The 12,595-nt window shown below is 73.6% G+C and carries 10 protein-coding genes and 2 pseudogenes; 5 read left to right on the top strand and 7 right to left on the bottom strand.

Translation table 11 applies throughout. From position 1 onward, the window contains the following. Positions 1-67: 67 nt before the first annotated feature. Positions 68-1,096, top strand: a complete 1,029-nt coding sequence (locus ABZ192_RS19945; protein WP_356925769.1) for an SDR family oxidoreductase — start codon at positions 68-70, stop codon at positions 1,094-1,096. A 119-nt stretch (positions 1,097-1,215) separates the two neighbouring features. Here the strand turns inward: ABZ192_RS19945 and ABZ192_RS19940 are convergent, their stop codons facing one another. The 4 genes and pseudogenes from ABZ192_RS19940 to ABZ192_RS19925 form a co-directional block, all read right to left on the bottom strand. Then, positions 1,216-1,488 carry a hypothetical protein gene (locus ABZ192_RS19940; protein ID WP_356925768.1) on the bottom strand — a complete coding sequence of 91 codons (273 nt, stop codon included), beginning with the start codon at positions 1,486-1,488 and terminating at the stop codon, positions 1,216-1,218. Positions 1,489-1,549: 61 nt separating this feature from the next. After that, positions 1,550-1,865: pseudogene (locus ABZ192_RS19935) on the bottom strand (sugar kinase); the annotation flags it as partial. A gap of 45 nt (positions 1,866-1,910) precedes the next feature. Next, on the bottom strand, positions 1,911-2,885 hold the full coding sequence (locus ABZ192_RS19930) for an aminoglycoside phosphotransferase family protein (protein WP_356925767.1): 975 nt from the start codon (positions 2,883-2,885) through the stop codon (positions 1,911-1,913). A 30-nt stretch (positions 2,886-2,915) separates the two neighbouring features. Beyond that, positions 2,916-6,098, bottom strand: coding sequence for a cytochrome P450 (locus ABZ192_RS19925; protein ID WP_356925766.1), 3,183 nt, complete (start codon positions 6,096-6,098; stop codon positions 2,916-2,918). Positions 6,099-6,250: 152 nt separating this feature from the next. Between ABZ192_RS19925 and ABZ192_RS19920 the strand changes: the two genes are divergently transcribed. Continuing rightward, a complete protein-coding gene (locus ABZ192_RS19920) occupies positions 6,251-6,895 on the top strand; it encodes a PAS domain S-box protein (protein WP_356925765.1) in 645 nt (214 codons plus the stop codon). A gap of 141 nt (positions 6,896-7,036) precedes the next feature. On the opposite strand, the pseudogene ABZ192_RS19915 reads toward ABZ192_RS19920, so the two are convergent. After that, positions 7,037-7,880 (bottom strand): annotated as a pseudogene (locus tag ABZ192_RS19915) (DUF3626 domain-containing protein). A 137-nt stretch (positions 7,881-8,017) separates the two neighbouring features. Between ABZ192_RS19915 and ABZ192_RS19910 the strand changes: the two are divergent. The 3 genes from ABZ192_RS19910 (at position 8,018) to ABZ192_RS19900 (ending at position 11,166) form a co-directional block, all read left to right on the top strand. Continuing rightward, positions 8,018-8,512 carry an FBP domain-containing protein gene (locus ABZ192_RS19910; protein WP_356925764.1) on the top strand — a complete coding sequence of 165 codons (495 nt, stop codon included), beginning with the start codon at positions 8,018-8,020 and terminating at the stop codon, positions 8,510-8,512. Positions 8,513-8,598: 86 nt separating this feature from the next. Next, complete coding sequence (locus tag ABZ192_RS19905; RefSeq protein WP_356925763.1) at positions 8,599-9,852, top strand: aromatic acid exporter family protein; 1,254 nt, start codon at positions 8,599-8,601, stop codon at positions 9,850-9,852. Positions 9,853-9,969: 117 nt separating this feature from the next. After that, on the top strand, positions 9,970-11,166 hold the full coding sequence (locus ABZ192_RS19900; protein WP_356925796.1) for a lactonase family protein: 1,197 nt from the start codon (positions 9,970-9,972) through the stop codon (positions 11,164-11,166). Here ABZ192_RS19900 and ABZ192_RS19895 read toward each other — a convergent pair. Then, positions 11,134-11,877, bottom strand: coding sequence for a DUF2470 domain-containing protein (locus tag ABZ192_RS19895; RefSeq protein ID WP_356925762.1), 744 nt, complete (start codon positions 11,875-11,877; stop codon positions 11,134-11,136). The genes ABZ192_RS19900 and ABZ192_RS19895 overlap by 33 nt on opposite strands. 85 nt (positions 11,878-11,962) lie before the next feature. Beyond that, complete coding sequence (locus ABZ192_RS19890) at positions 11,963-12,571, bottom strand: TetR/AcrR family transcriptional regulator (RefSeq protein WP_356925761.1); 609 nt, start codon at positions 12,569-12,571, stop codon at positions 11,963-11,965. Between the last annotated feature and the right edge of the window lie 24 nt (positions 12,572-12,595).

The following is a 12,595-nucleotide window of genomic DNA, read 5'->3' as shown; positions in this document are numbered from 1 at the left end:
GGTGCATTCGCCCCGACCCGGGTACTCGGTCATCTCCGGGGACGGTCGCGGCCGAGAGGAGCGGATGGTGAGCAGCGGAACAGGCATGAGGGTCGTCGTCACGGGGGCCACCGGCAACGTGGGCACCAGCGTCGTGCGCCTCCTCTCGGAGGATCCGGAGGTCGCCTCCGTGCTGGGCCTGGCCCGGCGGATCCCCGACTGGTCACCGCCGAAGACGGACTGGTCTGCGGTCGACCTGGCCTCCGAGGAGTCCGGTCTGGCCGAGCAGTTCCAGGGCGCGGCCGCGGTGGTCCATCTGGCCTGGGCGTTCCAGCCGACGCACGACCCTGCGGCGACCTGGCGCACCAATGTGCTCGGCAGCATGCGGGTGTTCGAGGCGGTGGCCGAGGCGGGCGTGCCCGCGCTGGTGCACGCCTCGTCGGTCGGCGCGTACTCGCCGGGCCCGAAGGACCGGGCGGTGGACGAGTCATGGCCGACGCACGGGTGGCCTGACGCCGCGTACTGCCGGGAGAAGGCCTATCTGGAGCGCGCGCTGGACACGTTCGAGCGCGACCACCCCGAGACGCGGGTGGTGCGGATGCGGCCGGCCTTCCTCTTCAAGCGGCAGTCCGCGAGCGAGCAGCGCCGGATCTTCGGCGGGCGTTTCCTGCCCGGCCCGCTGGCCCGCCCGGAGCTGCTGCCCTTCCTGCCCGACATCCCGGGGCTGCGGGTGCAGGCGCTGCACACGGACGACGCGGCGGGCGCGTACCGGCTGGCCGTGCACTCCGACGCCCGGGGCGCCTTCAACCTGGCGGCCGAGCAGTCGGTCGACGCGCAGGTGCTGGGCGAGATGCTCGGGGCGCGCCCGGTGCGGCTGCCGCGTACCGCCGCCCGCTCGGCGATCGCCGCCGCCTGGGGCCTGCACCTGCTGCCCGCCTCCCCGCACCTGTTCGACGCGGTGCTGCGGCTGCCCCTGATGGACTGCACGCGCGCGCGGGCGGAACTCGGCTGGCGGCCCGAGCGCACGGCGACGGAGGTGCTGGAGGAGTTCCTCCAGGGCCTCCAGCAGGGCGCGGGCGCACGCACGGAGCCGTTGCGGGGTCGCAAGGTGGGCTGACCCCGGGTCTGCCACCGTATGACCACCGAGACGACCGATGGCCGCAGCCGGCCCCCACGGTCGGCTGCGGCCATCGGCACTCACGCCGCCGGAGCGCGGAACAGCGCTCCGGCGGCGGATCAGGCGGAGGACTCGTCCGGCGCCGGATGCTCGGGGTGGACGGTTCCCGAGCGCGGTTCTCCCTGCCGTCCCGTCCCCGCTTCGTCGGTGTCGGGGACGTCGTCGACAGGCTCGTCGGCCTCGTCCTCCTCGGCCTTGCCGTCCTTGCCGGTGCCCGTGAAGCGCGGGGCGACCTCCCAGGGGTCCTCGCCGGCGTCGGCCTGCTGGTCCGGCATGTCCCGCGGCACGGGATCACCGTTCTCGCCGGGTCCTTCGAGGCGGTGGTCGGTCACGGCGTGCTCCCTTCACTGGTCCGGGCGCCACGCGAGTACCTCCGCGGTGACCTGAGAAACCTCAGCGCGGTGCCCACTCCTGAAGCGCGGTGCGCCAGGCGGGGAGCGGACTGTCCGCGTCGGGCCCGAGCCGGCCCAGGTCGATCGTGACCTTCTCGGCCGGGTGGCGCAGCGCGTACGCCATGGCGTGGCGGCGTACGGCGGGCAGGAAGCGGGGGCCGAGCGCGAGGCCCGCCCAGCCGCCGATGAGGATGCGCTCGGGCTGGAAGAGGTTGCTCAGACATCGCGGTGAGCGCGGTCTCCTCGTCGGTGGCGCCCGGGCCCCGGCCGCCGCTCTCCCGCCAGCGGGCGATCAGTGACTCGGCGCCATGTGGCTCCTTCCGGCCCCCCTGACCGATTTCCTGATGTGAGCTGACTGGGAGCTAACCGAGGCTCTGGGAGGCCTCCTCGATCTCGTCCAGAGCCGCGACCAGTTCCGGGGCGACCGTCTCCTGCACCCAGCGCTCCTGTTCCGCTCCAACCTCGCGCGGAATCGTCTCGGTGAGCATGATCAGGTACAGGTACGCGCGGTACAGGGCCAGCCGGAGGCGGGCGGGGGCGTCGAAGCGGGCCCGGCCGTCGGCCTCCCGGTAGCCCGCCAGGAACGCCTCGTCCTGCTCGATGTCGCCCAGGAGCGCCAAGGAGACGAAATCGGCCAGGGGGTCGCCCCAGAACATGCGCTCCCCGTCGATGAGGCCGCCGATGCGGGCGTCGCCGGCCGCGCGGTCGACCAGGATGTTGCCCCGCCACAGGTCGAAGTGCACGAGGCACGGGACGGTGACCTCGTCGAGGGCGCCGTACGCGGACCGGGCGGTACGGGCCACCGCGTCGACGGGGCGGGGCAGCCGCGCCCCGTAGCGCCGGGCGTCGTCGAGGACGGCGTCGAACATCGTCGTGAACGCGGTCCGCCAGTCGGGGGCGAGCGGGCCGAGGGCGCCGGAGGGATAGCCGAAGCCGGGGCCCGTCACGCGGTGCAGCCGGGCCGTCTGGCGGCCGAGCTCCGTGCGCAGTGCGGTCTGTTCCGTGTCGCTGAGCGAGCCGTCCCAGGGGTCGCCCGGGCAGGCCGTCATCAGCAGGAAGTCCTCCCTCATGGACACCAGTTCGGGTGCGGGGACTCCGGCGCGGGCGGCCGAGCGGTAGAACTCGGCCTCAGAGACGAGGAGCCGGCGCTCGTGGCTGAGGCCGGGAGTGGCCGCCGCGGGCGGGATCTTCAGCACGTAGCGGGTGCCGTCGGTGAGGCGGATTTCCTCGACGGTGTTGTACGTGCCGCCGGTCAGCGGGGCGAGGTGGGCGAGGCGGCCGGGGTCCAGGCCCGCCACCTCCAGGATGTGCCGGGCCCGTTCCCAGGAGTCCACCACCGTGCGCCCACCCCTCCCCTTCGCCTTCGGTCAGCCGGCCGCGTACACGTCCTCGACGTAACGCCCGTCCGCGACCAGCCCGTCGAGCCACTGCTCGGCGGCCGTCTCGTCGGCGCCCGGCGCATGCTTGAGGTACAGCGTACGGAACGCCTCCCGCACCCCGGGAGCCATCCGCGAACCGTCCCCGCAGACGTACACGCGCGCCCCGGCGGCCAGCAGGGCCCAGACCTCCTCGGCCTCGGCGGCGATGCGGTGCTGCACGAACCGCACCTCACCCTCGGGGGCCTCGCTGAAGGCGGGGCGCAGGGAGACGGCTCCGGCGGTCTCGGCGGCGCGCAGTTCACCGGCGTGCAGGAAGTCGGCGTCGGGCGCGTCGCAGCCGAAGTAGCAGACAGCGGGGGCGAGTTCGGCGCCTGTACCGAGGGCGGCCGTACGGTCGGCGATCGCGCCGCGGAACGGGGCTAGGCCGGTGCCCGCCGCGATCATGACGACCGGCGCCGGTCCGCCGGTGGTGTCGATGCGGAAGGCCTCCCGGCACGGCTGCACGCGCGCGTACAGCGTGTCACCGGGCTCGACGCCGGCCAGGTGGCCGGATCCGGTGCCCCGGTAGACGCCGCGGCCCGAGCGGGCCGGTGCCTCCAGCAGCGACACCATCAGGTCCACGTGAGCGGGGTCGACGGCGGGTGAGGAGGAGATGGAGTAGTGGCGGGGGCGCAGTGGGGTGAGGAGGTCGAGGAGCTGCGGCCAGTCCAGGGCGCCGCGCAGGGCCGGGTGGTCCTCGAGGATCTCCACGAGGGTGCGCGGGTCGTCGGTGAGGGCGGCCAGGGCCGTGCTCTCCGGCGGGCACGGGTTGGCGGCGGCGAGCGCGGCCAGTTGCCCGGCGCTCGGGCGCTCCTGCAACTCCACGTGATGGGTGAGGAGGTGACGTACCGTCACGGGCCGGTCGACGGCGAACGAGTCGCGACGCGGGCGGGTGGCGCGGATGTCCAGGACGGTGTCGAGGTCGGCGCCGAGCGCGGCGGCGGCGCGGATGACGAGGTCCGGGTGGTTGGCGGGCAGCACGGTGAGGTGGTCGGCCGTGCGGTAGGTGACGCCGTCCGGCAGCGCGACGCGGAGGAACCGCTTGCGGCGTGCGTAGCCGGGCGCGGTGAGGTCGTAGGCCTCGGTGACCCGCATGGGGACGAGCCCGTGCCGCTCGGCGAAGGCGTCCAGCGGACCGCCGGTCAGGGTGCGGACCTCGTAGGCCGCGGTGGGCTCGGGGTCCGGGGCCGTGGCGTCCGGGTCGCCGTACCGCTCCAGCAGGGCGACGCGGAGGGCCGCCGTGAACTCCCGGACCGTGCCGGTGAGGTCGCCGGAGGCGTCGGCGGCGGCGCGGTCGAGCAGCCGGGTGGCGCCGGACTCCGCGAGCCGCTCGTCGATCCGCGTGGGGACGTGCTGGTAGGTGGCGGCCCAGTTGCGGTCGCCGACGCCGAGGACCGCGTACGTCACGCCGGACAGGTCGTGGGTCTCCTCCAGCCGGGCGGCGAAGGCGGTGGCGTCGTCGGTGGGGCGGCCGTTGTAGGAGGCGGCCGTGATGACGACGGGCCGGTCGGTGGGCAGGCCGCCCGCGTAGGCGTCCAGGGGCGCCACCTGGGTCTCGCATCGGACGGCGGCGGCCTCGTCGGCGAGTTGGGCCGCGAAGTCGCGGCAGGTGCCGTAGTTGCTGCCGTGCAGGAAGAGGGCGGCGGTGCCGGGGCGGACGCGCGCGGGCAGGTCCTGTGGTTCGGCCGGCCGGGAGTCCCGGGCCGGGGTGGCGCCGGGCAGCGGCGTGTGGACTCGGTCGGCGGTCGTGCGCGGGGTGAGCGTGAGGGTGAAGCCCTCGGGCTTGAGGGTGAGGGTCTCCTTGACGTGGAGCCGGTAGCCGGCGTGGTCGCTCAGCCGGTAGCGGTGGACGAGCATGGCCAGGAGCATGGTCGCCTCGTGCAGGGCGAACTGCCGTCCGATGCAGGCGCGTTCACCGGTGCCGAACGGTTTGAAGGCGTGCACCGGGCGCTCCGCCTCCGCGTCGGCGGTGAAGCGGGACGGGTCGAACAGCTCGGGGTTGTCGCCCCAGACGGGCTGGCGGTGCAGCATCGGCGTGAGCACCAGGGCGGACTGCCCGGCGCGCAGCGGGATGCGGCCGCCGAGCAGCGTGTCCTCACGGGCCTCCCGGGCGAAGACGGCGGCCGTGGGCCACAGCCGGAGCGCCTCGTTGAGGACCTGACGGGTGTACGTCAGCCGGCCGATCTCGTCGTACGTCGGCTCGACGTCCGCCGCGTCGCCCCACAGCTCGTCGACCTCGCGCTGCACCAGCTGGAGCGCGGTCGGGTGCTTGGCGAGGTAGTACAGGGCGAAGGACATCGCGCCGGAGGTGGTCTCGTGGCCGGCGATGAGGAATGTGATGACCTGGTTGCGGATGTTGGCGGTGTCGAGCGTGCTGCCGTCGGCGGGGTGCTCGGCGGTGAGCATGAGGCCGAGCAGGTCGTCGGCCTGGCTCTGGTCGGTGCCGGTGCGGGCGGCGATGACGTCGTCGACGACCTGGGCGAGATAGGCGGAGTCGTCGCGGAAGGCCGCGTCCTGCGCCGAGTAGTCCTGGCCCGGGACGCGGGCGAGGCGGGTCATGCTCCACTCCAGGCAGCGGACCATCGACTCGACGAAGGGGTGCGGCTCGGAGCGCTCGAAGGAGCCGAAGTCGTAGCCGAAACCGGCCAGTCCGATGGTGTCGAGCGTCATGCGCGTCATGTCGCCGGGCACGTCGACGGGGTGTCCGGCGCGGGCGTCGCGGTCCCAGGAGGCGATGAGCCGGCGGGCCACCTTCAGCATCACGGGGTGGTAGGTCCGCATCGAGCCGAGCGCGAAGGCGGGCATGAGGATGTCGTGCGCCTTGGCCCAGTTGGGCTCGTCGTTGTACGCGGTGAACAGACCGTCGGCGGCGAACTCGCGGACGTTCTCCAGACCGGGCCCGATGTGCTTGGCGAACCGCTGTTCGTCCGCGAGTTCGGTCACGAGGTCCAGGTCGCCCACGAACAGGGTGTCGCGTCCGTACAGCCGCCGCACGAACACGGGCCCGTGCTCGCGCATCAGGTCCATGGCCTGCTGGACGGGCGCGGCGCCGGGTCCGGTGCCGGAGATGTCGGCGACGGGGACGCCGGGGAGGCCGGCTGCGGGCCGGGGGGTCTGTGCGGTGGGGCGCATGACGCGACAACTGCCTTTCGCGGTACGGACGTACTGCGTTCCAGCGTGATCCACGGGACCCTGCGGGCCATGCCGCCGCCCTACATGATTGTGTAGTACATGCAGACACGTCGCTCTTGCGCGGGGGCGGCCCGGCGTGGCAGGAGGGGCTCGTGGACCAGGACCGGCAGGAGGCCGTGACGTGGCGCAACCGCGCCCTGCTGCTCTTCGACCGGGTCGCGATGCCGGTCGCGGTGTGCGACGTGTACGGCGCGGTGCTGCTGGCCAATCCGGCGATGGCCGCGGAGTGCGGTACGACGCCGGGGCGGCTGCGCGGCCGTGACGTCCTGGACCTGTTCAGCCCGCGGGAGGCCACGCAGGTGGAGCGCATCGCCCAGGCCCTGCGCCTGCGGCACCGCTCGCGCTACCAGGTGTCGGTGCGCTGGCGGGCCCCCGGCGGCGCGGAGCGGTACGGGGAGCTGACGGCGGACCCGGTGAGCGACACGGTGGAGGACACACCGGCGCTGCTGGTGATGCTGCGCGTGGAGGGCGAGCGCGCCCCCTCCCCCGCCCCGCGCGCCGAGCAGGACCGGGTCACCCCCGTGGAGGCCCGCATCCTGGCCCTGCTGGCCGCCGGCGCCACCACGGCCCGGGCCGCCCGCGAGACCGGCCTCACCACCGACGGCGTCACCTACCACCTGCGCCGCCTGTCCGCCCGCTGGCACGCCGCCAACCGCACCGAACTGGTGGCCCGGGCCTATGCGCTGGGGGTGCTCACGCCGGGGGTCTGGCCACCGGAGGCCGCGGCCGCGGAGTAGGCCGTGTCCGCTCCCCCCCCACTGATGGCCCCGCCTGCACGCTGGGAGCGCTCACCCCAGCGCTCACACCGGGGCCTCACCACCCCGCTCCCCGGCCACAAAGCAGCCCCCTGATGGCCCTCGCCTACACACTGACAGTGCTCACACCGGGGCCTCACCACCCGGCGTCCCGGCCGCGGAGCAGGCCGTGCCCGCTCCCTCCGGCGCGCCGAAGCGGGCGAGGGTGTGCCACACCTTCTTCAGGTCCTGCAGTTCGTACCGCCCCGTCCGGGCGGCGTCGCCGACGGCCCGCGGGTCGACCAGGCCGTCCCGGGCGATCCGCGCGCCCAGTTCGGTGTACTCCCGGCCGCGGTAGTCGGCGTGGCGCCGCAGTCCGGCCACCGTGATGCGATAACCGGGTGCCACTCGACGGGGCACGGCAGCTGCCGTGCCGCGACCTCGACGGGTGTACCGCGGTAGCAGGCGTCCAGTACCAGTGCCTCCACGTCCCGGGCGAGATCGACGCCAGCGTGCACGTGCGCCTCGATGTAGTCGTCGAGGGCGTCCCGCTCGTCCGCCTCGGCCAGAGCGTGACCGACATGCCGGCCGCCACACCGAAGTCGGCCGGCTCTGCGGCGCTGTCGGGGTAGCAGAACGTGGCGCGGGTCAGGACGCCGGCGCGCAGCCGGAAGTGCGAGGAGCCGAAGCGCGGCGCCGCGCCGACCACCTGCCGACGGAAGTTCAGGGCGCCGTACACGGGCCGCTCGTGGGCGGCCGCCTCGTCGTACGCCCCGCGGAAGATCCTGCTCTCCCAGCGCCATCGGTCGCCGCCGGGGCGAGCCGTGAGGCCGCCGTTGTTGGTGCCGGTGACGAACTGCGAGTGGTAGGCGCCGTCCCGTGCGAGCGCCACGAGGACGGGTACCTCGCCCGCCGACCGGTCCGGGTGGAAGTTCAGCGTGATCCGCGCCTGCGGATCGACGGCGGGTCCTGACGAGCCGCCCGCCACATGGCGGGCGGCGCCCGTGCGCGTGCCGACGCGCCCTCCGGAAAATCCACTGGCTCCCCCTTCGTCGAAGCTTTTACCCTGAACCCCACAAAACCTAGGACCCCTAGGTTTCGCCGATGACGACCAGGAGCCCTCCCATGAGATCACTCACCGAACACGACATCCGCACCTCCTTTGTCAACTGCTCCAAGGGAGAGGCCAAGCGTCTGACCGTCCCGCGGGACCTCGCCGAGCGGCCCTGGGACGATCTCGACTTCCTCGGCTGGCGGGATCCGGGGGCGCCCGACCGGAGTTATCTGGTCGCCGAGCGCGAGGGGCGGCTGGTCGGGCTGGCGATGCGGTTCCAGGCGGCGCAGCGGGGCTTTCTGCAGCGCAGCATGTGTTCGCTGTGCCTGACGACGCACCCTCGGGGCGGTGTGTCGCTGATGACCGCGCGCAAGGCGGGAGCGGCCGGGCGTGAGGGCAACTCCGTCGGGGCGTACATGTGCACCGACCTCGCCTGCTCGCTGTACCTGCGCGGGAAGAAGGTGCCGGAGAGCGGGACCCGCTTCGACGAGAGCCTGACCCTTCAGGAGCAGATCGAACGGACCCGGGGCCACCTGGCCGCCTTCCTCGACAAGGTGTGCGCCTGAGGCCCTCGGTCGCCCGTGGTTTCCCCCGGCGCTAACGTCCTTCATGAACGCGTTCGATGCGCCAGGGGAAGGGGAACAGCCTGAGGATGCGAGAGGTACGTGAGTGGACGGCGCACGCCAGGCGGATCGTGCACAAGCGCCGGGACCCGGTGGTCGTCCAGACGGTGCGGTCCGCGTTCGCGGCGACGATCGCCTACGTCATCGCGCTGCGGCTGAGCCCCGAGGCGGCACCGCTCACCGCTCCCCTGACGGCCCTGCTGGTCGTCCAGGTGACCCTGTACGCCACGCTCACCAACGGCTTCCGGCGGGTGAACGCCGTGGTCACCGGCGTCCTCGTCGCCATCGCGTTCAGCCTTCTGGTGGGTCTGACGTGGTGGAGCCTGGCACTGCTCCTCGTGGCCTCGCTGGCCGTGGGACGGCTGGTCCGGGTGGAGGAGTACGTACCCGAGGTCGCGATCAGCGCGATGCTCGTGCTCGGGGTCACCACCCACGGGGACACGGCCTGGGCCCGGGTGGTGGAGACGCTGATCGGCGCGGTCGTCGGGCTCGGCTGCAATCTGCTGCTGGCTCCGCCGGTGTGGGTGGAGGAGGCGGGCGCGTCCATCGAGGGGCTGGCGCGCCGGCTGCGGCAGCTGATGCTGCGCATGGGCGAGGAGGCCGCCGGCGGTACGCCCCCGGACCAGGCGGCGGAGCGGCTGCACGAGGCGCGGCGCCTGGACCACGACATCGTCGAGGTGGACGCGGCACTCCGGCAGGCGGAGGACAGCCTGCGGCTCAACCCGCGCGTGCGCGAGGGCCTGCTGCACCGGGTGGTGCTGCGCACCGGCCTGGACACGCTGGAGATCTGCACGGTCGTCCTGCGCGTGCTCGCGCGTTCCTTCACCGACCTGGCGAAGGAACGCGAGCCCGAGCCGCTGTTCGACGCCGAGACGGGCGCCGCGGTGCAGCAGCTGCTGTCCGAGATCGCCGACGCCGTGGTGAGCTTCGCGGTGCTGGTGACCACCCACCTCAGCGCGAGCGCCGAGTCGGCGGAGGAACGTCTCGCCACCGAACTGCGCACCGCGGCGGGCACGCGTGACAAGCTGGCCCTGCTGCTGCGCGAGGAGGCCGAGCGCGAGACGCGGCACTGGCAGTTGCTCGGTTCCGTCCTGACGGAGGTCAACCGGATCCTCGACGAGCTCGACACCGAGCATCGCACCCGGCGTCTGTTCGAGGAACTGGACCAGGTGTCGCGGGAGCAGCGCGCGCGGATGCCCCGCCTGACGCGGCTGCGGGAACGCCTGGGCGTGCAGGAGCAGATGTGGCGGAACCGTACGGGGGTCGGCGGACGTTCTCGCTGAGCGACCACCGGAGTGGATTGCGCAGCGCGCAACGCCCGGTGCCGTTGTTGCACCTGACGGGTGATCCACGCCAAGGTGGCTGTCGCGACGGGGACGAGTGACGACCTGAGGGGCGACATGGGCAGTGGTGGCTGGAGCAGGCGCCGGTTCGTCGGCGTGCTGGCGGGCGGAGCCGCCGCGGCGGCGCTGCCCGCCTGTGACGACGCGCCCGCGCCGGCGGACCCGACGAGTCCGACGGCACCCGGGGCGAGCGTGAGCCCGTCCCGCGAGGCCCGGCGTCCGTCCGGCCCGCGCCCCCTCTACCTCGGCACGTACACCTCCGTCGAAGGCGGCGGCAAGGGCATCGGCCTGGCCACGTACGACGCCGCGACGGGCCGGATCAGCGGCACCGGCACCGTCACCGGCGTCGGCGATCCGTCGTACCTCGCGATCCACCCGGACCGCCACACGCTGTACGCGGTGAACGAGCGCGACGACGGCGCCGTGACGGCCGTCCGGCTGTCCGACCGGAAGATCCTGGGCAGCCGGAGCACCGGCGGCGCGGGCCCCTGCCATCTGTCGGTGCATCCGGGCGGGCGCTGGCTGTTCAGCGCGAACTACGGCTCCGGCAGTGTGGCCGTGCATCCGATCGACGCCTCGGGCGCCCTCGGCGAGCGCACCGATCTCGTCCGGCACACCCGTCCGGCGCCGGGGCCGGGCCAGGAGGGTCCGCACGCCCACCAGATCTTCACCAGCCCCGACGGCGGCCACGTGCTCGCCGTCGACCTGGGTACGGACACCGTCTACACGTACCGGCTCGACGAGAAGGCCGGCACGCTCACCGAGGTCGCGCAGGCCCGGACCCGGCCGGGCGCGGGCCCGCGCCACCTGACGTTCCACCCCGGCGGGCGGTACGCCTACCTCGCGAACGAGGTCGACAACACGGTGGCGGTCTGCGCGTACGATCCCGCCTCCGGCCGCGTCACGGTCGGTGAGCCGCAGTCAACGGGCACCGGTCCGGGCACCAACTACCCGGCGCAGTTCCAGGTGACCCCGAACGGCCGTCACGCCTTTCTCGCCAACCGCGGCGACAACAGCCTCACGCGGTACGCCGTCGAGGCGGACGGCGCCCGGCTCGAGCTGCTGGACACCGTGCCGGTGGACGGGGACTTCCCGCGCCAGATCGCCCTCTCGCCGGACGGGACACTGCTGTTCGCGGCGAACCAGAAGTCCGGCACGGTGACCGTCTTCCGTGTCGACGAGGAGAGCGGTGCGCTGCGCCGCGCCGGTGAACCGTTTCCGTCACCGGTCGCCGTCTGTGCGCTGCCGCTGTAGGGCCCGCGGGCAGGCCGCGGCGGTCGCCTGGCCGAGCAGGACGTGCATGCGTTCGGTGAGCTGCGCGACGGTGTCGGCGGGGGTGTGGAAGGCGAGCCGTACGTCGCCGTGGGCACGGGTGCGCTCGATGCGCAGGGTCAGTCCGTGCCGGCCGACGGCGAGCGGCTGGACGCGGACCGCGCCGTGCAGGCTGTCGGCGTCGACGAGCCGGGTGAGCCGCTCGACCGCGTCCGCGTGGCAGTCGGCGAGGTGCGTCAGCAGCCGGGCCTCGGCTGTGCCGAGCGGGTCGGGCGTGGCGGCGGCGAAGTCGTCGAGGTCCACGACCACGGCCCCGGAGGGCTGCCGCAGCACCACGCGCGTGGCCCGGAAGGCCAGCCGGCTCTCCCCCTCCACGGTGAACCAGCCCGCGAGCCACAGCCGGGCGCGGATCCGGCTGCGCACGGGGACGGGCGCCACGTCGGCGAACTCCAGCACCGCGGACGGCTCGCCGCGGGGCGCGCAGATCGCGGCCCCGAGCAGGGCGCTGTCCCCGGGCACGTCCACCAGCACCCGGCCGTCCTCGGTCACCGTGTGCGCGCCGACCAGCTCCTCCCGCGTGCCCTCCGCGGTCACCGAGCAGGACCACGCGGCGGCGAGCACCGAGCGCGCCCGCTCCGCAGCAGCAGGGGCCGCCGTCCAGCGGTGGCTGTCGTCGTGGCTGTCGTCACCCATCCCAGACCTCCTTAGGTAAGCCTTGCCTAACCTACCGAAGATCGGGGCGTGAGCCAACCACGTCACGTGATCTTTACGAGGCCTTTCAGGGAGTGAGGACACCCAGCAGGGCGCGGGCGCACAGCTCACGCACCTGATCCCGGCTCAACTCCGTACCGCGCAGCCACTCCAGACAGACGGACGTCGTGAACGCCAGCCAGCCGCGCACCGCGAGCCGCACCTCCGGCCGTTCCTGGAAGGCCGGGCCGAACTCGGGATCCGCGGCGAGCGCCGCGAGGATCTGCCGCTCCTGTGCGGCCAGGGCCCGCTGGTAGACGCGGCGCACCGCCTGGTCCCCGGCCGCGTCGGCGCGGTGGAAGGCGCGGTAGCCGTGGGCGTGGACCCGGACGTACTCCAGGAACGTGTCCAGGCCGCCCGCGAGTTGCTCGCGCACCGGGACCCCGGGCACCGCCGCCGTCATGCGCAGCATCCGCTCGCTCTCGCGCTCGACGACCGCCGCGAAGAAGTCCCGCTTGGTCGGGAAGTAGTGGTACAGCAGCCCGCGCGACACCCCGGCGATCTCGGCGACCTGCTCGATCCACACGTCGTCGTACGGACTCTCCGAGAACAGCCGCGCACCGACGGCCAGAAGCTGTTCCCGGCGCTCCTCGGTGCTGAGCCGGCGGCGCGTGCGCCCGCTCTGGTTCGCGGCCATGCCCGCACTTTACTTGACGTCGGT

Origin of the sequence: Streptomyces sp. NPDC006235 (assembly GCF_040613735.1) — a bacterium.
GTDB lineage: Bacteria > Actinomycetota > Actinomycetes > Streptomycetales > Streptomycetaceae > Streptomyces.
Note: the sequence above shows the minus strand (reverse complement) of the source record. Positions and strands in the feature narration are given on the sequence as shown.